We start from the raw sequence: 21,774 nt of genomic DNA, 5'->3' as shown, positions 1-21,774 counted from the left end.
TTTGAAATGAGTTTACTTTTCGCCTATCACGACCGTCACTACTATTCCTTGGGTGAGTATGACGATCTGCACCGACTGTCACGCCTTAATTAAGAAAATCATCGTCTTCTTTCAGTCGTAAACCTTGAACAATCATTCCTTTACTTGTCTTTTTCTTGGTGAAACCAGCGTTAGCTAGGGCAGTATAAAAATCTGTTGTGCTGCGCGTGTACTCATTTACCTTTAAGCAATAAGTACGGTAAGTGGAGTATAGTTCTCCCGACTTCTCCGTGAAAGTAGCGTCAACATCGCAACAATCTGACAAGAACTGCCCCATCCAATCGTTTGCTTCACGGTAGGCAGCTACCGATTCTTGAACGACCTTTGGCAAAGTAAACTTGAAGTGAGCTTTGACGGATTTTTCTGCCCCTTCAATAATCCAAGTCATGATGGCTGGTGCTGCTTCATCGTAAAGGTAGTCCGCAAAATTCTTGACATCACTACGACCAGTAATCTTGGCATTGAAAGGAATGACAATCAGACGTCGCCAAATCCCATCATCGTTCGCTCCAACTTTAGGAAGGTGGTTAGTGTAAAGCACTAGCGTATGAGATGGGACAAAATGAAACGGTGCTTTGTACTTCTTCTCAGCCAAGATTTCATCAGTAGAACAGAGCTGTTTCACCATGGAGGTATTTAACCTCATGCCCTCACTCATCTCTGATGCAATGATGAGGCGTTTGCCTTTTAGTTCAGCCATTTCTGGACTGACATTACGACGAACACTCATAGTAAGCGCATCGGCAGACAGTTTGCCTGAATAGTTCCCAAGCACTCTTGCGATAGTGTTCCAGAAGGTAGACTTACCGTTCGCACCACTGCCGTAAGCAATAATGAGATGCTCTTGATAAACCTTACCGATGGCTGCCATACCAACCACCATCTGAACGTAGTCAATCAATTCTTGATCCCCACAGAAGAAGGTGGCAAGCGTCTCCAACCACAAACCTTTTCCTTTATCACTTGGAGAGGCTGTCGCCATTTTAGTCAAATAATCTGATGACACATGGTCTTTAACACCAGCTAGTCCTTTTGACAGGTCGATTGTGGCATTAGGTGTGTTCAGCAACATTTCATTGTTATCAAACTCAGACACACTCATCCGAACCATGTGTTTAGCGGTTTTAACGATAGCTGAGAGATGGCGATAATCACGATATTTCATGACAAATTTATGGAAGTCAAATGCTTTCTTGTACTCCTTAAAGGCTGATAATTGACTTGGTCCATCAAGGGCTTTTTCAATGGCTTTAACCCCCTTAAAAATCAGTTCCTCTGAAATACCTGTTTGGATGAGCCGTTTTGTCTTATCCTCTAGGTTGGCATCTGCCACTGCTAGTTGCTCATCCAAGAAAACATGAACCTGTCGCATGGCCAATTGCTCATCCTCCACCCAGTGTTTCCCATTGAAAGCAAGATAGTCAGTCTCACGAGTAAAAGCAATTCGGTCTCCATATTCACGAGCTAACAGTCCTGCTTCACCAATATCGGTATAGTCATCAGGTCGCATGGCTTCTCGGTTATAGGCCTCAGGTGATACATAATCTTGTGACTGCTTAATGGTTCGATTGTAAAATCGGACTGCACTTCCCCAGATGGAATCTAACTCTGCTATATCAAGTGGTGGTACACATTTCTGTGCCTGCTCATCAAAACCATCCCTAGCTTCTTGGGTCACGCCTAACCGTTTGACAATCTTAGCTGCAAATACAGACATCGTTGAATTACGACTCCCTTGCTGGATCGGTCCACTTGGAGGAGTATAGAAGTCTGCATCGAAATCTTCCTCGTCATCAATAGACACAGCTTGAAACATATCTTCATCAATAGTTAGCCATGAATCATGCCAAACTACCTCTGCTTGCGGATTTCCAAAGAAGAAACGTGCCGCATCTTTGGCATTATCATCAAAAAACTTGTATTGATTACAGAGTTCTTCCTTCATTGCTACATAGATGTCTTTATCTGTTACCTCATTAATTTGGAAGTAGATATGAAACTTGGGTCTAGGTGCTTTTCCTGCCTTAGTCTGCATGTGACTACGGCTTGTCACCAAAGCGAAGTTATAATCCGCAAAGATTTCTTTTAATCGCTCTACAGTTATCCACTCATCTGAATTTTCAGAATGGTCATTATCAATATCCATGACCAAAACGTCCGACTGGATGAAATTGGTATTTGAGCGTGTATTGTTTAAAAACAGCCCTGCCACATGGTCGAATTGCGCAACAGTTTGTAGCGATATTTCATCTGTAACAGTTACTTGATTGGGATAAACCGTGGTTGTCTGAACCCCAGTCTGTCCAGAATGAGATAAGGTAAATTGCATTATGCACCCTCCAAATGTAATTAATGATGTGTGGAGATTTTTCCCTCCTACCTTATTAGGTAGAACTACGGCTCATTTTTCCGCACCTTAATAAAATTTTTTTCAAAAAAAAATAATCTTCCTTTATATAGCTAGAGGAAGATTATTTTCATGTTTACCAAATAAAAAAAATTTTATAAAAAAGCGGAAAATTTCACCCCAGTATTACCTATATAGGTGTAAGAGATGAAAAACATCGATTCAAAAAATTTTTATTAAAAACCGGAATTTCTGTTCACATCTCTACCTAATAAGATAGGAGGTCACAAAATGACTAAAGAAATAACTGTGAATCACAATGATGAACTGGTCGATACACTCACCGCCATCAGCGTCATCTCAAAGCAACTCGCTCGTAAAATAAAGGAGGAAGAAATCAATGAGCAAAATGAAAGAACTGAATAGACTAATTCATGATATGGAAGAAACCGCAAAGTACTACCTTCGCTTGGTGGATGAGTTCAAGAAACTCCTCACTACTGAGGAGGAAACAGCACCTAAATCAAATCCACCAAAAAATGAACCACAAAAGGAAATTCAATTGGAGGATGTCCGTGCAGTCCTTGCTACAAAGGCAAAAGATGGCTTTAAGAATGAGGTTCGTTCTCTGCTAAATGCCTACGGTGCTTCTTCTCTATCAACTCTTGACCCTAAACACTTTGCGGCAGTCCTTGAAGAAGCTGGAGGGATTGGTAATGACTAACCACGCCATTCTATCCGCATCTGCATCACATCGTTGGTTGAACTGTCCACCTTCCGTTCGATTAACAGAAGATATGCCAGATGTAAACTCTGAGTTTGCCCTTGAAGGTACGGATGCTCACGAGTTATGTGCTTATCTAGTCGAGAAAGCTTTAGGTCGGAATGCGCGTGATCCGACAGAGGATTTAGCATTTTATAACAATGAAATGCAGGATTGCGCTGAAGAATACCGCAACTATGTCATGGAACAAGTCGAGAAAGCCAGAGGCTACTCTCGTGACCCTACAGTTCTTATCGAACAACGACTGGACTTTTCTAAGTGGGTACCTGAAGGATTTGGAACTGGAGATTGCCTTATTGTGGCAGATGGACTTCTTCAGGTTATTGATTATAAGCACGGACTTGGTGTTCTAGTTGATGCAGACCATAACCCACAAATGATGTGTTATGCCCTCGGTGCTCTTGAGATGTTTGATGGGCTTTATGATTTTGATAAAGTCACCATGACCATCTTTCAACCACGAAAACATAACATATCTACCTTTGAGATAGAAAAGACTGAGTTGCTTGAATGGGCTGAAAATGAACTCGCTCCAAAAGCTGAACTTGCATTCAAAGGTGAGGGGGATATGCAGTCTGGTAAACACTGCCAATTCTGTAAACTAAAGAATATCTGTCGCAAACGTTCGGAGGATAATTTGGCTCTTGCCAAGATGGAGTTTGCGAATCCAGCTACTCTTGATAACGAGGACATTGCAGAGATTTTGCCTAAACTGGACTTGCTAGTTTCGTGGGCAAATGATGTCAAAGCCTATGCTTTGAAAGAAGCTACCGAAGGACATCACATCCCAGGATACAAACTGGTTGAAGGTCGCTCTATTCGTAAATTCTCAGATGAGTCAGCCGTGAGTCAAGCTGTGATGGATGCTGGCTATGACCCTTACGAAAAGAAACTCTTGACTATCACTGCCATGACCAAACTCCTCGGCAAGAAAACCTTTAACGACCTACTTGGTGGTCTCGTAATAAAACCAAGTGGAAAACCAACACTCGTTCCAATTGACGATAGCCGTCAAGAGATGAACCTAGCAAAACATGAATTTAAAGAGGATTAACTATATGACAACTAAAGTAATTACAGGACCAAACACGCGCTTCAGCTACTTAAATGCCAATGAGCCAAAGTCAATTAACGGTAGCACTCCCAAGTACAGTGCCTCACTCATCATCCCAAAAGAGGATACTGTCACCATTAACAAAATCAAATCCGCCATTGAGCAAGCTTACAAAGAAGGTGAGTCAAAACTCAAAGGCAATGGCAAATCTGTACCTGCATTATCTACTCTAAAAACTCCTCTACGTGACGGTGATCTTGAACGCCCTGATGATGAAGCGTACAAAAATGCTTACTTCGTAAATGCTAACTCTCCGCATAAACCTGGTGTGGTTGATGGCAATCGTCAAGAAATTATTGATACTTCAGAATTGTACTCTGGTATCTATGGTCGTGCTTCTATTACCTTCTATGCTTTCAATTCTAACGGCAACAAAGGTATTGCTTGCGGTTTGAATAACTTGCAAAAATTGCGTGATGGTGAACCCCTCGGAGGACGCACTCGTGCTGAGGATGATTTTGCGACAGAAGACGATGATGACTTTTTGAACTAGAAAGAGAGAATTAAATTGATGATGTATACTATTTTAACTTGTACTATTATGGGCCTCTGGGTGCTAATCGGACTATACTTCGGGTATATGACCATAAGAGATGACATTCGAAATGAAATTGATCGTAGGGCAAAGCAAAATAAAGAAAAACTTAGCCAAACGCCACTCAGTCGGAAAAATAAATAAAACTTTAGGTGGCAGTACTTCTGTCACCTTTTTCAGAAAGGACAAACTATGCCGATTAAAGAACTTAGTATTGACATCGAAACCTATTGCGAAATTGACTTACGCAAATCTGGTGTCTATCGCTATGCGGAAGATAACAGTTTTGAAATCCTTTTGTTTGCGGTTTCTGTCGATAATGGACCAGTGACTGTTTACGACTTAACTAAGGAGAAATTACCACAAGATATTCTTGAGACCTTGGTGGATGATAGAGTCATCAAATGGGCTTTCAACGCTTCATTTGAGCGAATTTGCCTATCCAACTGGCTCAAGAAATATCATCCTGAATTCTTATCAGATGGATTTCTCTCGCCTAATTCATGGCGGTGTAGCATGATTTGGTCAGCCTATCTAGGACTTCCCCTCTCCCTTGAAGGAGTTGGAACAGTTCTCAAACTCAAAGACCAAAAAATGAGAGAGGGGGCTGACCTCATTCGCTATTTCTGCGTACCTTGTAAGCCTACTAAGATCAATGGAGGGAGAGTTCGCAACTTCCCTTGTCACGCACCTCACAAGTGGTCTACCTTTATCGATTACAACAGACGTGATGTTGAGGTCGAATTGGCCATCAAGGAGAGGATAAAAAACTTCCCAGTACCAGATTTTGTTTGGGATGAGTACCACCAGGATCAGATTATCAATGACCGTGGTATTGGCATAGATATTGATTTTGTCAAAGCTGCTATAAAAATTGATTCAGAAAGCAAAGCTAAAATCCAAGAAGAACTAAAAGCATTAACAGATCTTGAAAATCCCAACTCTGTTCTACAGATGATTGGCTGGCTACGTGAACATGGAGTAACTACAGATTCACTCGACAAAAAAGCGGTGAAAGAACTTCTCAAAATGGTTGATCATACGACTGCTCAAGTTCTTAAACTTCGTCAGCAAGCCGCCAAATCAAGTGTATCCAAATATCAAGCCATGATGAACTGTGTTTGTAAGGACGGTCGAGCAAGGGGGATGTTTCAATTTTACGGAGCTAACCGTACAGGTCGATGGGCTGGCCGTTTGGTACAGCTTCAGAATTTACCACAGAACCATCTTCCTGACCTAGAGGAAGCTAGAGAACTTTTCAGAACAGGTGACTTAGAAGCTACTGAGCTACTCTACGACACACAAGATACCTTATCTCAACTTATCCGAACGACCTTTGTCCCTAGTAAAGGAAAGAAATTCATTGTGTGTGACTTCTCTGCCATTGAAGCTCGAGTGCTCTCTCACTTAGCTGGTGAGAAATGGCGGAGCAGAGTCTTTGAACAAGGCAAAGACATCTACTGTATGTCTGCTTCCCAGATGTTTGGAGTTCCAGTTGAGAAGCATGGACAAAACTCCGACCTGCGTCAGAAAGGAAAGATTGCCGAGTTGGCTTGTGGCTATGGCGGGTCAGTTGGTGCACTTAAAGCCATGGGAGCACTTGATATGGGACTTTCAGAGGAAGAACTCCAACCACTAGTAAACTCATGGCGACTAGCTAATCCGAATATCGTTCTCCTATGGTGGGATGTCGATAATGCTGTAAAGACTGCTGTAAAGGAACTAATTCCAACATCTACTCACGGTATTCAATTTGAAGTCAAAAGTGGCATATTGTTCATCACCCTTCCTTCTGGTCGCAAACTAGCGTATATCAAGCCAAGAATTGGCGAGAACCAGTTCGGTGGAGAGTCCGTCACTTACGAAGGAACTGGAACTGCCAAACGTTGGGAAAGGCTAGAAAGCTACGGTCCAAAATTTGTGGAGAACATTGTACAAGCTATCAGCCGTGACATCCTTGCTTACTCTTTGAAGCAACTAAAAGAGTTTAAAATTGTAGGCCATGTCCACGATGAAGTAATAATCGAATGCCAAAGGGAACAAAAACTCGATGAGATTGCATCGTTGATGGGAATTGCACCAGATTGGTTGTCTGATATCAACCTTCGTGCCGATGGATACGAATGCTTTTTCTATCAGAAAGATTAGCAAAAAATCGCCACCTCACAATTGAGATGGCGATTCTGTTATTTATTTAATTCTTTGTAAAGCTCAATCCCTTCTTTCTTAGTATTATTGACTTTTTTATAGCCTGCTGATTTCTGTACTCCTAGTTTTTCAAAGATTTCCTTATTCTCATAACCATCAAATAGCATTTCCAAAATTTCTGGTGCTTGAAAGTTTGATTCTGCAAGTTTTGATTTCAAAAACTCAAATTGATCCATGAATAGATAAAGCTCAATCCCATCATCGATAACTGGTAAATCTTGTTTCTCTGTGAATGCTTCCCAAGATGAAATCTTAGGAGCATTTTTACTTGGCTTACGAAAATCTTTGAGATAATCATTAACTGAGTTGTTATACCACCAGACCATCTGTTCATATTCCTCTTCTGCGACTGGAACAAAGGCAGTTAATATTGGAATACCCATAATTCGACATTGACGAAACGTACCACGTAGCAAACCTGAATGATGTGAAGTCATGTAGTAATCCTGTACGAACATGGGAGCTAGTACTTCACCTTCAGTTGGATGTACCCCAGTCGATGAAGATTGAGCTTGGCAGTAGTTGAAAAAGTTGACATTGATTGTCATGATTGATTGGCTTTCCAGTTAATACCGAAAGTACACATGACAAATCAAGGCATGCAAAAAATATTCTTGACCGCATAGTTACTTTCCTCTATGTTATCGGTCAGCCAATTTCACAAGCTGAAAAAGTAATCAATACCAAAACGTCTGAAATTATGGTCGTCGTCACGACTCAGTTTTAGTAATGATGATCGTTTAGAGATATCTCATCTCATAGCTAAATTGTAATAGAAAACAGCCCGTAATTGAAGTTCACGATTAAAACGATTATTATTACAACTCGTTATTGTTTTTTTAATTATTTTAGGTTAGAATTACTTTATAATAATCCAGAAAGTAATCTATAAATGGAAAGTAAATTTACATTCAAAAATAAGATTGAAAAATATTCATTAACAGACACTTTTGATCCGAACTCTGGTCAAGAGATACTTACATTATATTGCTCACATTTACCTAAACCTGATTATGCAAAGTATAATTTTGATAGCTTAACAGGTCTTGTTACAAGTAATGTAGACTCAAAAAAAAATAATCCGTTTGGTGAGTTCTTGTCCATTAACAAAAGTACCTTTGTAGATTATTTAAATAAATATGGATTTTTATTTGATTGGGAAAGTAGTGAAAATTTTGATAGCATTGAGTTTAATTACATTCTTGAATTTCAAAGCAGACTTAAACTTCTTTTATCAATCTTTAACAATATCGCCAAATCGATTGAATACAAAGAATTATTATTAAGTACATTCTTATTAATTGGTAAGCCACAATTAGAGCTAAATCTTGGAAAAAGTAAATTCATATTCCCCTCTTTGTTTCCATTTCATGTGCTTCGCAATTCAATACCAGAAAAAAACTTAAGTGATATGACAACCAGACATACCTCTTCAAATGGTAAAATAACAACGTACATAAAAGTGGAGAATAAATTTTCCGAAAACGGATACACATGTGATTTAGATTTTTTATTTTATCAAGACATAATTGAAAATTCAGAATACGATGATTTTATAAAAGATATTTTTTATCTATATGTAAACAAGCCTGCAAATCTTGAACCTATAACTGCACACATTATTGACTTCATTTATTTGTTCTTCAGTAAAGTTGGTATTTGCGATATTTCAAATGCGAATTTAAATTTTGAAGATGATGACTTATCAAATTTTATGAAATCAAGTGATTTGAAAAATGCACTATTAATCTTGTCAAAGGAAATACTTGCACTGGAAATTAATAGAGGATTAGCTAAAGTCCAACCTAAAATAAATTTAGATACTTTACTACCTGATTGGAATTTACCAGATTTAATTTCAGCATTTTACTTCACTTTATTTTACTCAAACCCTAAAATTGCTATGTATAAAATATGCGAGAATATAGGATGTAACACCCCATTTTATGTTCAAAGGTCAAATACAATAAAAAAATATTGCTCTGAAAGTTGTAAGAACGCTTCTTCTCAGAGAAGATATAGAAATAAACAAAAAGACTTTCAGTGAAAATTATCACTGAAAGTCTTATTACATATTTGCTAATTTTTCATCAACCTTCTCGGAGATTAAATCGGATAATTCTTGGATATACTGAGTCCGATTTCTAGCAGAATTATGTACCAAAGTTTTTACATCGACTAAAATACCTTGAACTCGCTCATAAGTTTTATCCTGACCCTTCCACTCACCAAGAGCTTCACCGATATATTGATACATTCCGTCTGTTTGAAAAATTTCGTGACTCTTCGAAAATGGCATTAAGAATGCATTATATACTTTTGAATTATGTCCATGTATTTTTTTTAACGAATCTTGATTTGCCACATACTCACCATATGTAATTTGCTTATTAATACTTGTTGACGGAGGCAAATCTTTCATTAAGTTAGTTTGACCGAACTTGTAGTATTTTGCATCTAATACAAAAACATTATCATTGTAAACCATAATAGTATCCGGTTCTAGTGCATACCCTTTTGAAGTTTTTGTCTCAAAAACTAAATCCCATTTTGTTCTAGGAAAATATGAAGTTTTATTGGCAATTCCATATGTATAATCTATTAGATTTTCCCAGATAAATTGGAAATTATTAGTTCCAAAATAAAACTTATCCGGTTCCTCTTGCCTATCCTTATAATTAAGTATGTCAATCATACTTTGGAAAAGTCTTCTCTCCATATCATTAAAAGTTGTAGCCATCTTTTTTTTGATAATAGACTCAAACTGAGATCTATTATAGTTTATACGAGCTTTTTCAGGTAGAGGAAGCTGATACAGCCACCCCATATTTAGAAACGCTTCATATACACAGAATTTGTTTATTTCCGTTAAAAGAGTAATGTCAGTATCACTTTGCTTTTTAGATTCCATTTTCAAAAATTTGAATCCATTTCCTTGAACAACTGGTTGAACACGTTTTATAGTCCTCGACCAGTTAATTCGGCCTCCCAAAGTTTGAATATAGTACTCTTCAGTCTCCTTATAATATGTACCACGATTAATAAAATCATGTATAACAAATGTATAAGCCTCCATTGGAAAGTTTAACGTTTTTAGAGCTTGATTCACGTCTACAGTTCTTAGGCGAGACTCTTCATCATTATGAGCTTGTAAGACGGAAACAAGGGCAATTATATCTCTTCTTGCTGATTCTGCATCTTTTGCAATCTCAAAACCTAATGGAAAATTGACAGTAACTTCTTGTACACCTTCTATTATCTCAGCTTTAATACCAACAAACGTATCACCTTCCATATTTGTTGCAACACGACACATATCCAGTAAGGATTTATTCGGTACTGTCAGCATCTTCTTCTCCTGTGTCGATGTTATTATCTATTAAAGTTGCTTCCCTAAGATTTTCTAACTCCTCTTTGATATCTTTTGCGAAAACATCAAAACGCCCATTTTCAGGATTATCATTATCCGTGAATCGCTTAATAATTGCCTCTAAACTTGGATACAAAGCAACATCAAAGATATCTTCACGATTAAATTTGAAGGCATCATCCCAAAGATATTTCAAAACTTTTTCAGCAAAGCGTTTATTTTTTTTATTGAATTCTTTACCAAAATCACCTGCTGGTACTTGGCGTATCCTTTCAATATTCAATACATTACCGGAAATAAAATATGCTCCCATTCGCTTATCTTCGGAAGTTAGAGTCTGACTACTAGTCTCAAGAATTTTTTTATTGATAACTTTGTTGAATACTTTCCAAGAATATTGTGTATCAGCAATAAAATAATTACCATATTCCGATAAATCAACATCATTTTCAATCATTTCCATTGTCCATCGACGTTGAAATGCTGTATCAAGAGTGAATACATTTTGGTCTGCGGTATTCATTGTTGCAAGTAACGTTAAGTTAGAAGGGATTTTAATTTGATGAGACTTATCACCATAAATTTCCGTAGCAAGTATTGAATTGTTAATACCGTACACGCTCTCACCACTAGCACTTCTATCCAATAATTGAAAGATTTCTCCAAATATTCCGGGAGCATTACCTCGATTTAACTCCTCAATTACAAGATAATAATGTTCACTAGGATTAGCAATTGCTTTTTTCACAATTCTTGTAAAAGGCCCTGGTGAAAAAAGGTAGGTAATATCTCCATTATCTTTTACAGTAGGCATTATTTGACCAACAAAGTCAGTATTCATATAGTCTGGATGAAAGACTAATCGCTCCATTCTATTTTCATCATTGCAATATTCAGTAGCAATTTTATAACTTTTTCCGGATCCAGGAACCCCATAGAGAAGAATATTATCACCCACAAGGTTTCTATTGTCATGAGTGGTAGTAACTATACTTTGGCTTTCCATTTCAACAAGTTCAAAGTACTTATTCACATCACTTAAATCAAAATCTGCATCAACTAGATTCTTTACAATTATTGCTACATGTTCAGAGGAAGCATTAATTAACTTTAATAAAGCTAAAATTGGTGATATATAACTATCACCCCTGTGGATTTCCTTCCCTCCATGCCACCAATGATAATCGGTAACAAATTTCTTTAGAAATAACGTTTCAGTTTCAGATAGACCTACTGAGATAGTATCAAATACATTTTCATCTAATTCACCATTTCTAGCTGATTGGCAAAATTCTTTAAAATCATCGCCAGATAGTCCGTCCAACAGGATGGATTTATATTTAAGAAATTCTTTGTAATATGGAGCTGCTATAAAAGCAAGATAAAACCATTGATTCGGAATTATTATAAACTTACCATTAGTGTGATATTTTGAATTATACTGTTCAAAATAAATTTCATCACCTACCGTATCAATATGTTCTTTATAATTCTCTTTAAATTCATTAGAGAGAATTACCTCAGTGTCATTTTTTGATAGAAATTCCGATGCTATTCTGCTTTGTTCATCAAAAATAAATCCTAAATCATTTAGCATAATTAGGCCTCCTAGATTGACTAATATTATAAAATATGTTAGAGTGTCAATTACAGGACAATTTGACCTTTAACAGACACATTTTAGAAAGTAATAGAAAATTGACTACTACCAATATTTTATCAAAAAAAACTCCAATTGCAGAAAATCTTTCGGGAAATGATATAAAATATCTACGAAAAAAATATAATCTCACTCAAAAAGAATTAGCAGATGCACTCGGTCTTCAAAAATTTGGAGATAGAACCATTAGACGTTGGGAAGCAGAAGAAACACATCCTTCAAAACTCGAACAGTCCAGTATTCAGTCTTTTTTTAATTCTCTAAAGAATCCGCCTTTTATTATTAGTGAAAATCTTCCGTTCAAAATGATTGATCTTTTTGCTGGAATAGGTGGAACTAGATTAGGTTTCCAATTAACAAATGAAGTAGAGACTGTATTTACAAGTGAATGGGATAAATTTGCTCAAAAAACATACATTACTAATTTTGGAGATACTCCAGAAGGTGACATCACACAGATTGATGAAAATACTATACCAGATCATGATATACTCGTTGCTGGTTTTCCTTGTCAGGCTTTCTCCCAAGCAGGTAAACGTCTAGGATTTGAAGATACTCGTGGGACTTTGTTTTTTGACGTTGCTAGAATAATAAAAGCTAAACGTCCAAAAGCTTTTTTACTTGAAAATGTCAAAAACCTAAAGACACATGATAAAGGTAAAACATACAAGATAATTATCTCAACTCTTGAGGATTTAGGATATAGTACATCTACTGTACTTTTTAAGGCCAGAGATTTTGGTGTACCTCAAAATCGAGAAAGGATTTATATAGTTGGATTTGATAAAACTTGTGTGAATAATTTTAGTGAATTCCGTTTCCCTGAACCGTTTCATGTAGAAACTAAACTAGGAAATATTCTACAAACTGATGTTGATGAAAAGTATACTATCTCCGATAAACTTTGGGAAGGTCATCAAAGAAGGAAAGCTGAACATAAAACAAAAGGAAATGGATTTGGTTACTCACTTTTTAACGTTGATAGTCCGTATACAAATACACTTTCAGCTCGATACTACAAAGATGGAAGTGAAATTTTAATAGAACAAAAAGGAAAAAACCCACGTAAAATTACTCCACGAGAAGCTGCTAGACTCCAAGGTTTCCCTGAAGAGTTTATAATTCCAGTTTCTGATACACAAGCCTACAAACAATTTGGAAATTCTGTATGTGTACCAGCAATTCATGAAATCGCTAAACAAATACTGGCTGTCCTCAAAAACAGTTAATATATAAAGCCTATCAATTGAATTGATAGGCTTTTTTTTAATCTAGTTGCAAAATATAAATATTCTGATATAATTTTGTTGAGTTATAACTAGACAAAAAGGAGGACAAAATGTTTTCTCACAGAAGATTAAAACAACGAAGACTTGAAATAAAGTTATCACAGACTGCAATCGCTAATCAATTAAATGTTCATCGTTCCGCTTACCATAATTGGGAAAACGGAAGAAATATACCTAATCAAAAAAACCTCACCTCTCTAGCAAGAATCCTAGATGTCCCAGTCACTTATTTTGAATCTGAATACAATATCGTCAATAACTATCTTCAGTTATCTCCTGATAATCAGGTAAAGGCAGAGGAATATGTTGAGGGGCTTCTACTTTCTGAACAAACCACAAATGTCACTCCCCTCTTCTCAGTACAAGTGCTGGCAGATGTTCAGCTTTCTGCTGGTCTAGGAGAAGGATTCTTTGATGAGTTTGAAACTGAAACTGTCTACTCTGATGAGGAACAATACGGCTACGATATTGCCGCATGGATCGATGGAGATTCTATGGAGCCTGTCTATAAGAGCGGTGAAGTCGCACTTATACGCTCGAACGGTTTCGACTACGATGGGGCTGTCTATGCATTATCATGGAATGACTCAGTTTATATCAAAAAACTCTACCGTGAAGTAAATGGGTTCAGAATGGTTTCCTTGAATAAGGACTATCCTGAAAAGTTCATCCCTTATGAGGATGAACCAAGAATTGTCGGTCTCGTTGTAGGTCATTTTATGCCTGTCGAGGGAGTATAGTTATGAAATTAAAAGATATTTTAGAACTTGGAACGTATGGCTTCAACCATGATTGTAAAGTTGAAATATTCAATATGGACAACTTTGAAGAGCGACTAGAGAATGAAGGATTCGATGAGATTCTGATTCCTCAAAATGAGGATGCCAAAATCTATCCCTACGCTTTTTTAATAGAGGATTCTATTTTGATTGCAATGACTGAGGAGGATGACAATTCCAATGAATGTTAAAGAAATGATTTACATAAAGGATGAACGCATTATCTTCACTCCTGATAAGTTCGAATACGACATCACTGATTACATCGGTGAACTTATCGAAGAGCTAGAGAAACTCAAACGGAGATAATCTTATGGGCTATATTGACTACTCTATAGAACCTCAAAGTGACATAGCCTTCCTCGATATGAAGTCATTTTACGCTTCGGTTGAGTGTGTAGATAGAGGTTTACATCCGCTCTATACATCATTATGCGTCATGAGCCGAGCAGATAACTCTGCAGGATTAATACTTGCTTCCTCTCCTATGTTTAAGAAAGTCTTCGGTAAAGCAAATGTAGGTCGTTCCTACGACTTGCCATTTGATATCAACACTCGAAAATTCAGCTATCAAAATGCATGGAAACAAGGAATTGAGGTAACACCGAGGTATAAATCTTTTATCGAACACTGGGCAAAGCGTACACTCATCGTTCCTCCTAGAATGGACAGATATATTGAGAAGAATTTAGAGATTCAACATATCTTTCAAGACTATGCTGCTCCAGATGACATTCTCCCCTATTCAATCGATGAAGGCTTTATTGACCTTACTAGCTCACTTTCTTACTTTATTTCTGATAAGTCAATGTCAAGGAAAGATAAGTTAGATAATGTTTCGGCTATGATTCAAAGAGATATTTACCGTAAAACAGGTATTATCTCAACTGTTGGAATGAGCAATTCCAATCCACTTCTAGCTAAACTAGCTCTAGATAATGAAGCTAAAAAAACTGCTACAATGAGAGCGAACTGGTCATACGAAGATGTAGAAACCAAGGTATGGGCCATTCCAAATTTAACAGACTTTTGGGGGATTGGTAGTAAAACCGAGATTCATTTACAAAAACTTGGTATTCATTCAATCAAAGAACTGGCCAATTTCAATCCTGATATTCTCAAAAAAGAATTCGGCAAAGTTGGTGTTCAGCTATGGTTTCACGCAAACGGTGTTGATGAGAGCAACGTCCATGAACCCTATAAACCAAAATCACGAGGATTGGGTAACTCACAAGTACTTCCTAGAGATTACAGAACCCAAAAAGAAATTGAAATCGTATTAGCTGAAATGGCTGATCAGGTTGCTAATCGACTGCGTTCAGCCCATAAGAAAGCTACTGTCGTCTCAATTCATATTGGCTATTCTAGGACTGAGATGAAAAAATCTATAAATGCTCAGAAAAAAATTGACCCCGCAAATCTTCCAAAAACAATGATTGGTCATGTACTTGAGTTATTCCGGAAGAAATACACCTCTGGTGCAGTGAGACAAATCGGTGTCTCTTATAGCGGCTTTGTAGATGAAAACTATACCCTACTATCACTATTTGATGATGTAGAACAAATTGAAAAAGAAAATAGACTTCAGACAGCTATTGATGTTGTCAGAGAACAGTTTGGCTTTTTAGCCATACAAAAAGGAACCGTCCTAACTGAAGGTTCCAGAAATATTGAACGTAGTAAACTTATCGGCGGTCATTCCGCTGGTGGATTGGAGGGATTAAAATGATTGACCGTTCATACTTACCATTTCAGTCAGCAAGAGAGTACCAGGATACTAAGATGCAAAAATGGATGGGCTTTTTTCTATCTGAGCATACATCAGCACTCACTGACGATGCAAACAAAGTAACGTATATGTCAGATTTGTCACTGGAGAAGAAATTATTACTCCTCAGTCAGGTGTATGCTGGGCAACTGAACACGCGCATTCATGTAGTTGAAAAAAACAATCGAGTTTCCTATACTGGAACAATACCAAGTCTGACCAAAGATTTCATATTAATAAAAACTACAACAGGTCACATTAATTTGAAATTAAAAGACATTGTTAGTATTGAACTTGTAGAGGAGGTGCTCTATGAATCAGCTTGAATTTCAGCGTAATCACCTGCAAATGGACTATTATAGCGAGAGCTACCAAGATTTTGAACGTGACTTCTACCGCTACTCCAACATGAATATTCCATTGACCTTTCTGACTGATGATATCCTCAAAACAATGGCAACTTCTCGTAAGAATTACTTTGTCCTAAATAAGGAAAAGGCTAGAGATAATCGCGATCACTTCTTCATATTTGAGGTAAGTACCATAGATGAAAATCCGCTAATCTACCGCTATTCTTATAAGAAAACTACAACATATTTAGCAGAAAAATAGGAACTGTTCAACTGACTGTTCCTATTTTTAATCTTCATAAAATCTAAATTGATGTGCTCCTTTTGAATCTATCATCTTTGTAAAAAATAATATTATCTCTCAAAAACAAAATTTGCAATCCGTCTTGCTGCTCGCTCCGTAGCTAATTCAATTTCAGTTTTAGCCCAAACACCCTTTGGATAGTTGACAAGTGACTTAGCTATTGGAAATTTACTGCCAATATAACCGTGACCACTAGTAATACTATTTTCTCTTTTAGTTCTAAACCATGCATCTCCAATACCTCGATTGATATCAGCTTCAAGTAGAATCTTATTCCCTATTTTTTCTGCGTATTCACGGAACTCTTCTTGATTATCAAAACCAGCATCTAACATTATGTTTTCACGGTTGCGACCACTTTGCGGCATAATATGTTCAATATCGATATTCCCCTCTAAGTTAAATTGTGCCCCTGTTTCTATTGCAAATAAAAACTCATTAATATAGAGAAGCGAATTGGATACACCACTTTCTGACAGTATTTGTTTAACTTCATCATATTCAAAATTTGTTTGAATATGATTTTTTACTTTATCTATCAATTCTGTAGTTGAAATTGAGTCAACTTGACTATACATCAAGTTGATTTCTTCTAAAAAACCTTTAAAATGCCTATGGCTATAAGATAACTCTGACAATTCAATTAAAATACCTAATCGAAGTAAGTAATCTAAATAACGACTATCGCTTCGGAAGAATAGATAGCTACTAATAAATGGACGTAAATTACCATTTAGTCTACTTAGTAACTGTCCCACAATGGAATCAGCTACACTCTCATAATTATCTATAATTTTATCCAATTCAGTTGTAAAAAGAACATCATCATTTAAAAGATATTTATTTTTTGAAAAGAATGCTCTTATACCAGGATTCCTACGGTCAGCACCATTCTGCTCTGATAGCTTAACGAAAATATAGTGAGTAATTAATGAGTTCAAGTCTAGCCTTGCAGAATCAGTACGTTGTACAATTTCTTGCCAGTTTCGTTCAAAATTTTTTCTATCAGAAGCATTTGCTGTTGTTTTAGAAACAATCACTTCGATCGGTGTCAACGGAACACCGGTTCCATTTAATGAATTGAAAATATTGATAGCCTGATCAGTATTATAGCTCGTAATTGTGATAACCTGGCAATTATTGATAAAATGGTTAGCGAAATTTATTAGGTTAAATGCATTCAACTCATTACATGTGTTATAGAAGTATCTAAAATTTTTATAGAAGTTAGTATACCTGTTATCCTTTTGACGACGATAAATTTGATGGACATTTTCCTTAATCGAATTAAAGTTTTCTCCCAATAATATAACTGGTATTTCACTAGAGTATTTTTCAGAAATTGAATCGTTTACATACTTAATTCTCTCGACTGTGGGATAGTATAATCCATCAACATAATCATCTTTTTCATCATCGGTTATTCTGAAAAGCATGGTTACAATCTGTTCTTTTAGACCATTTAGGCGTTTTACTAACCTTCTTGCATCATTATCAGTACCTGGCAAAGCTTCAAGCTCTCTCTCAATTTTTAAGAGAATAGCTTTCAGTAATAACATAAAAGTGGTCGTCCTTTGTTGTCCATCTATCAAGGTCACATCATGCTCTTCACCAGATTCTTGTGCTATTAGAACCGCACCAAAAAAATAATTATCTTGAGAGCTTTCATCAAAGTTTTCCATATGAAGATTAATATCTTCAATTAATTGTTCACACTGTGGAACTTGCCAAGCATACGGACGTTGATAGGTGGGAATATAAAATTCTGACTTTTCAAAGTAAGATCTTATAGTTTGTAGTGATGGCTGAATATCATTTCGCATATTAATTTCTCCTAAGCGCTATCTGACTATATTATACCACAAACACGCTTACATAAAAATATTAAAAAGGCAAGAACACAACAATCGTGTTCTTGTCTTAAGGAGATTATGAAAAAGAAAAAGTTATTTAGAGGTGACTATGGTATAGCTCCTTCTGCTTAATAATTCCTTAATTGTAGACTATTTCTTACGGAAGTCAGGTAACTCTTCAAATTTAGATAGCTCAAAAACAAAAGCCTTATCTTCAGGTATGTGAATTCCCTCGATTTTGTAGCGTTTGTCGCTTTTCCACTCTGGCATGATATGAAGCAGAGTTTCTTTCAGATTCTTATTCATGACTTGAACAATCCCCCTTTGCTCACCCTCTGGTTTTGAAAACTTGAACGACCCTCTAGTTTTGGCACGACAAACTTGAATTCCCATAACCCTTGTTTCCTTATTGAAAGCAATCAAAACTTGAGCAGGATAATCCAACTCTTGAACAATCCCCTTACTAAAAGTAACAAAATTTTTATTGATGGTCATGCTATAATCGAATGACGAACGTTCAACAGTTACTACTTCCAAACCAAAATCTTTAAAACGCATAGTGTTCCTCTTTCTTATTTAAATACTTCTTTAATATCCTTAGTTTTCCAACTAGGGTCAAGTACAACAAAATCCCTCAATTTACCAGTTTTGAGCTTCTTGATGTAGAGCTTAGGTGCAATAACTTTATTTGTAGATTTCGATTTTCTTCTTGGTAGTTTAAGAAGTTCTTGCACTAAATCCCATCTAGATTCTGGTATGATTGAGGGAATTCCATTTTTTAGACGATACTTAGGCTTCTCACCATTATTTTTACGAGACTTATGACTGAAGCAATCAACAGTAAAAGTCTTCTGCATGATGATTTCACCTTTGTACTTCTCATTCTTGAGAATGTTATAGATTGCTAGGTTAGACCAATTATCAAGCCCTGTGACTGTAGGAATATGACTATCCATTAGTGATTCTGCAATTTCTCGAGCAGACATACCATCAATATACGAGTCATAAATGAACCTGACAATCTTTGCTTCTGATTCATCTACCATAATCCGTCCATACTGGTCTTTTGTATAACCGAGTAAATTGTGAGTGGGAATAATTGGTATTCCTCTCTTAAACCGCTCTATTACCGACCAAGTAATGGACGCACTCTTCTGCTCACTTTCACCTTGAGCAACGATGGACATAACTCCAAGTATAAACTCGCTATTAGTATCCAAGGTATTAAGATTAATATCTTCAATATAAATCCCTACTGGATTCGGTAAAGCTTTAAGCTCTCGATATATACCAATAAAGTCTAACTGGTTACGGGCAAACCGACTAACACTCTTCACGATAATTAAATCAATTTTTCCCTCACGGCAATCATCAATCATCTGCTTGAATTGCTCACGCCGCTTAATTGTTGTCCCTGAAGCACCTTGGTCTGCATAAATACCAGCAAGCTCCCAGTCTGGGTTGTTGTTTATCTTTTCAGTATAAGTTTGTTTTTGAAGTTCAAAACTCCCAGATTGTGATTCATCAAAGGTACTCACCCTACAATAGGCAGCCACGCGCAACTTGGTTGTCTTTACATCAGTAAACTCACGCTTTGCTGGAATAATCTCAACCGTACGCTCATTTTCAAACGCATCAAGAATACGTTGCTGCTGACGAGTTGTCTTTCTAGTATTCCTTCTTACCATATGGTTAACCTCCTTTCCAGAAATCTACTATTGTAGTATATAAAATAAAAGGATGACTATATAGCCATCCTTTCAAATTATACTAACCTATGGATTAAAACTTAAATTCATTATATTCTTCATTGAGAATTTTCATAATTGTATCCAGTCTTGCCAAAAAATACTGTTCTTCCGAAGAAAGATACTCACCGGAAGAAATTTTTCTTATTAACTTATCCTTCTCACCATTAAGAATATCAAAAGTTAAATATGCACAGGCATCAAATCCTTCATACTTAGGACTATCAATCCCATTTTTTAACGCATTAGCAATAATAGAATCTGCCATAATATAACTCCAATCCATATAACACTACAAAAAAGTATTCCATTGTCTGCAATACTCTTTTGTAGTGTCTCGTTAGCTCTGCATAAATGCTACCGAAGCTCCTCACCGCTGCAACGAAACACATTAGAAATTTTGAACCCTGCGAAATTATTATTGCCATAATCTTGCCCTCCATTACATTCAATGAATTGAATAACCAATCATTCACTATTTCTATAAGTATTTCTACACCCACTTGTGTGAGTAATAGTAAAAAGGTAGAGGAGTCTGAAACATCGGTTAGCAGCAAATGATGAGGAGGGGAGTCGAACCCCTATCCCCGATAACAGAAGATCCAATATTTCAAATTTATTCTATCATAGAATTTTCAAATAAACAACCTTAATTTTACTCCTAAGGTTCTCAAAATTCAAGGAAAATATTCATCTATTAGTTGACGGGTAATTTTAGAATTCCGTCTTACCACTGGTTTTACCTCCTTTCTAGAAATCTACATAATAATTATATATATTCACTACGTTTTTCTAAATTAGAAGATAAAAAATGACCTAACTAAAATTAGACCATTTATACTTGTAAATAAATTTTGAATTTTATACCAAACTGGTACGAGAAAATGATTCCGCCCATCTAGAGTCTATGTAATATGTATTAGTTTCTAGGTCCTCAACATCAGCAAGGTAGTACTCATATTGTTCTTGAGTAAAGTCGAGAGATGCTACTGCAGTCTGGTTATTAATAAACATAAATTGATAGCTTTCATGTCCAACCTTGGTGAAAACCATATGTTCATAGTTAAACTGAATATCACCATCCTCAAGAGGACTATTCATATACTTCATAAGCTCAATTGCTCTATCATCATACCCTACTGAAACAATCTGTACCTTCTCAACGAAGGACTCTATATCCGAAACTACTCGAATTCTATACTCACTGAGATTGACACCCTCTGAAATCAAAGAGCATATTTGCATTGAAAGTACATCAACATTACCATCTGCACAATACTGAATAATTGTTTTTTGTTCTTCATCTACTACGACTGTTGGGTAATCAATTAGCACCATATGGCTACAGTTATGGCAGGTAAATTTAAAGAAATCCCAGTCCAAAATAGCAGAAACAATCTCAGGGGTCTTCACCGCATAAACCCTATCAAATCTTTCAAAAGTACTTTGTTTTCCGCAATTAGTGCAGTTTGTTTTTGTTAAAAAAATTGTTGTCATTCTACTTTTCCTCTTTATCATTATTAAGTAAGCAACTTGCTCTCACTTATTATATTCGCAATGCAAAATAAATTTTGGAATTTTTTTCAAAAAAAGTTAAGTTGTATTGTATCAATTTCAGAACTCACA

The 21,774-nt window shown here is 36.4% G+C and carries 22 protein-coding genes; 13 read left to right on the top strand and 9 right to left on the bottom strand.

Annotation, left to right across the window (positions count from 1 at the left end):
- Nucleotides 1–85 precede the first annotated feature (85 nt).
- A complete protein-coding gene (locus ODU41_RS03195; protein ID WP_394733878.1) occupies nucleotides 86–2,368 on the bottom strand; it encodes a phage/plasmid primase, P4 family in 2,283 nt (760 codons plus the stop codon).
- Between the two features lie 309 nt (nucleotides 2,369–2,677).
- Here ODU41_RS03195 and ODU41_RS03190 point away from each other — a divergent pair, with 309 nt between their 5' ends.
- From ODU41_RS03190 to ODU41_RS03170, 5 genes are all read left to right on the top strand, one after another.
- Nucleotides 2,678–2,812, top strand: coding sequence for a hypothetical protein (locus ODU41_RS03190; protein WP_257116605.1), 135 nt, complete (start codon nucleotides 2,678–2,680; stop codon nucleotides 2,810–2,812).
- The gene (locus ODU41_RS03185; protein WP_044685914.1) at nucleotides 2,787–3,110 is read left to right on the top strand and encodes a hypothetical protein; all 324 of its coding nucleotides are present in this window, start codon (nucleotides 2,787–2,789) and stop codon (nucleotides 3,108–3,110) included. Before ODU41_RS03190 ends, ODU41_RS03185 begins: the two co-directional genes overlap by 26 nt.
- Nucleotides 3,103–4,224, top strand: coding sequence for a DUF2800 domain-containing protein (locus ODU41_RS03180; RefSeq protein ID WP_394733879.1), 1,122 nt, complete (start codon nucleotides 3,103–3,105; stop codon nucleotides 4,222–4,224). Before ODU41_RS03185 ends, ODU41_RS03180 begins: the two co-directional genes overlap by 8 nt.
- Nucleotides 4,225–4,228: 4 nt before the next feature.
- A complete protein-coding gene (locus ODU41_RS03175; protein WP_398578640.1) occupies nucleotides 4,229–4,777 on the top strand; it encodes a DUF2815 family protein in 549 nt (182 codons plus the stop codon).
- 234 nt (nucleotides 4,778–5,011) lie between these two features.
- Nucleotides 5,012–6,967, top strand: coding sequence for a DNA polymerase (locus ODU41_RS03170; protein WP_398578639.1), 1,956 nt, complete (start codon nucleotides 5,012–5,014; stop codon nucleotides 6,965–6,967).
- Nucleotides 6,968–7,005: 38 nt separating this feature from the next.
- Here the strand turns inward: ODU41_RS03170 and ODU41_RS03165 are convergent, their stop codons facing one another.
- On the bottom strand, nucleotides 7,006–7,575 hold the full coding sequence (locus ODU41_RS03165; RefSeq protein ID WP_095456075.1) for a hypothetical protein: 570 nt from the start codon (nucleotides 7,573–7,575) through the stop codon (nucleotides 7,006–7,008).
- A 344-nt stretch (nucleotides 7,576–7,919) separates the two neighbouring features.
- Between ODU41_RS03165 and ODU41_RS03160 the strand changes: the two genes are divergently transcribed.
- Nucleotides 7,920–9,074 carry a hypothetical protein gene (locus ODU41_RS03160; RefSeq protein WP_095456076.1) on the top strand — a complete coding sequence of 385 codons (1,155 nt, stop codon included), beginning with the start codon at nucleotides 7,920–7,922 and terminating at the stop codon, nucleotides 9,072–9,074.
- 21 nt (nucleotides 9,075–9,095) lie between these two features.
- Here ODU41_RS03160 and ODU41_RS03155 read toward each other — a convergent pair whose 3' ends face one another.
- Entirely contained in the window at nucleotides 9,096–10,376 is a 1,281-nt protein-coding gene (locus tag ODU41_RS03155) for an LlaJI family restriction endonuclease (protein WP_095456077.1), read from the bottom strand.
- A complete protein-coding gene (locus ODU41_RS03150; protein WP_239654304.1) occupies nucleotides 10,357–11,994 on the bottom strand; it encodes an AAA family ATPase in 1,638 nt (545 codons plus the stop codon). Before ODU41_RS03150 ends, ODU41_RS03155 begins: the two co-directional genes overlap by 20 nt.
- Before the next feature lie 35 nt (nucleotides 11,995–12,029).
- Here ODU41_RS03150 and dcm point away from each other — a divergent pair, with 35 nt between their 5' ends.
- The 7 genes from dcm (at nucleotide 12,030) to ODU41_RS03115 (ending at nucleotide 16,505) form a co-directional block, all read left to right on the top strand.
- Nucleotides 12,030–13,286: a DNA (cytosine-5-)-methyltransferase gene (gene dcm / locus ODU41_RS03145; protein WP_398578638.1), complete on the top strand. Its 1,257-nt coding sequence runs from the start codon at nucleotides 12,030–12,032 to the stop codon at nucleotides 13,284–13,286.
- Between the two features lie 110 nt (nucleotides 13,287–13,396).
- Nucleotides 13,397–14,086, top strand: coding sequence for an XRE family transcriptional regulator (locus ODU41_RS03140; protein ID WP_204982253.1), 690 nt, complete (start codon nucleotides 13,397–13,399; stop codon nucleotides 14,084–14,086).
- Nucleotides 14,087–14,088: 2 nt separating this feature from the next.
- Complete coding sequence (locus ODU41_RS03135; RefSeq protein ID WP_015057852.1) at nucleotides 14,089–14,316, top strand: hypothetical protein; 228 nt, start codon at nucleotides 14,089–14,091, stop codon at nucleotides 14,314–14,316.
- A complete protein-coding gene (locus ODU41_RS03130) occupies nucleotides 14,306–14,434 on the top strand; it encodes a hypothetical protein (protein ID WP_014636309.1) in 129 nt (42 codons plus the stop codon). Before ODU41_RS03135 ends, ODU41_RS03130 begins: the two co-directional genes overlap by 11 nt.
- Before the next feature lie 4 nt (nucleotides 14,435–14,438).
- Nucleotides 14,439–15,854, top strand: coding sequence for a Y-family DNA polymerase (locus ODU41_RS03125; RefSeq protein WP_398578637.1), 1,416 nt, complete (start codon nucleotides 14,439–14,441; stop codon nucleotides 15,852–15,854).
- Complete coding sequence (locus ODU41_RS03120) at nucleotides 15,851–16,219, top strand: hypothetical protein (protein WP_014636307.1); 369 nt, start codon at nucleotides 15,851–15,853, stop codon at nucleotides 16,217–16,219. The genes ODU41_RS03125 and ODU41_RS03120 overlap by 4 nt, the downstream gene beginning before the upstream one ends.
- Entirely contained in the window at nucleotides 16,206–16,505 is a 300-nt protein-coding gene (locus ODU41_RS03115) for a DUF5960 family protein (RefSeq protein ID WP_398578636.1), read from the top strand. Before ODU41_RS03120 ends, ODU41_RS03115 begins: the two co-directional genes overlap by 14 nt.
- A 92-nt stretch (nucleotides 16,506–16,597) precedes the next feature.
- Here the strand turns inward: ODU41_RS03115 and ODU41_RS03110 are convergent, their stop codons facing one another.
- The 5 genes from ODU41_RS03110 to ODU41_RS03090 form a co-directional block, all read right to left on the bottom strand.
- Entirely contained in the window at nucleotides 16,598–18,370 is a 1,773-nt protein-coding gene (locus ODU41_RS03110; RefSeq protein WP_398578635.1) for a DUF262 domain-containing protein, read from the bottom strand.
- A 180-nt stretch (nucleotides 18,371–18,550) separates the two neighbouring features.
- Entirely contained in the window at nucleotides 18,551–18,958 is a 408-nt protein-coding gene (locus ODU41_RS03105; RefSeq protein WP_105154081.1) for a hypothetical protein, read from the bottom strand.
- Between the two features lie 14 nt (nucleotides 18,959–18,972).
- Nucleotides 18,973–20,088 (bottom strand): recombinase family protein, encoded by a 1,116-nt coding sequence (locus ODU41_RS03100; RefSeq protein ID WP_172009909.1) that lies wholly within the window; start codon nucleotides 20,086–20,088, stop codon nucleotides 18,973–18,975.
- Nucleotides 20,089–20,182: 94 nt separating this feature from the next.
- Nucleotides 20,183–20,416, bottom strand: coding sequence for a hypothetical protein (locus tag ODU41_RS03095; protein ID WP_105154083.1), 234 nt, complete (start codon nucleotides 20,414–20,416; stop codon nucleotides 20,183–20,185).
- Between the two features lie 593 nt (nucleotides 20,417–21,009).
- A complete protein-coding gene (locus tag ODU41_RS03090; protein WP_105154084.1) occupies nucleotides 21,010–21,645 on the bottom strand; it encodes a CpXC domain-containing protein in 636 nt (211 codons plus the stop codon).
- Between the last annotated feature and the right edge of the window lie 129 nt (nucleotides 21,646–21,774).

Origin of the sequence: Streptococcus sp. 2022WUSS083 (genome assembly GCF_044427155.1) — a bacterium.
Taxonomy (GTDB): domain Bacteria; phylum Bacillota; class Bacilli; order Lactobacillales; family Streptococcaceae; genus Streptococcus; species Streptococcus hashimotonensis.
The sequence above is the reverse complement of the archived record's forward strand: the minus strand, read 5'-3'. Positions and strand labels throughout refer to the sequence as shown.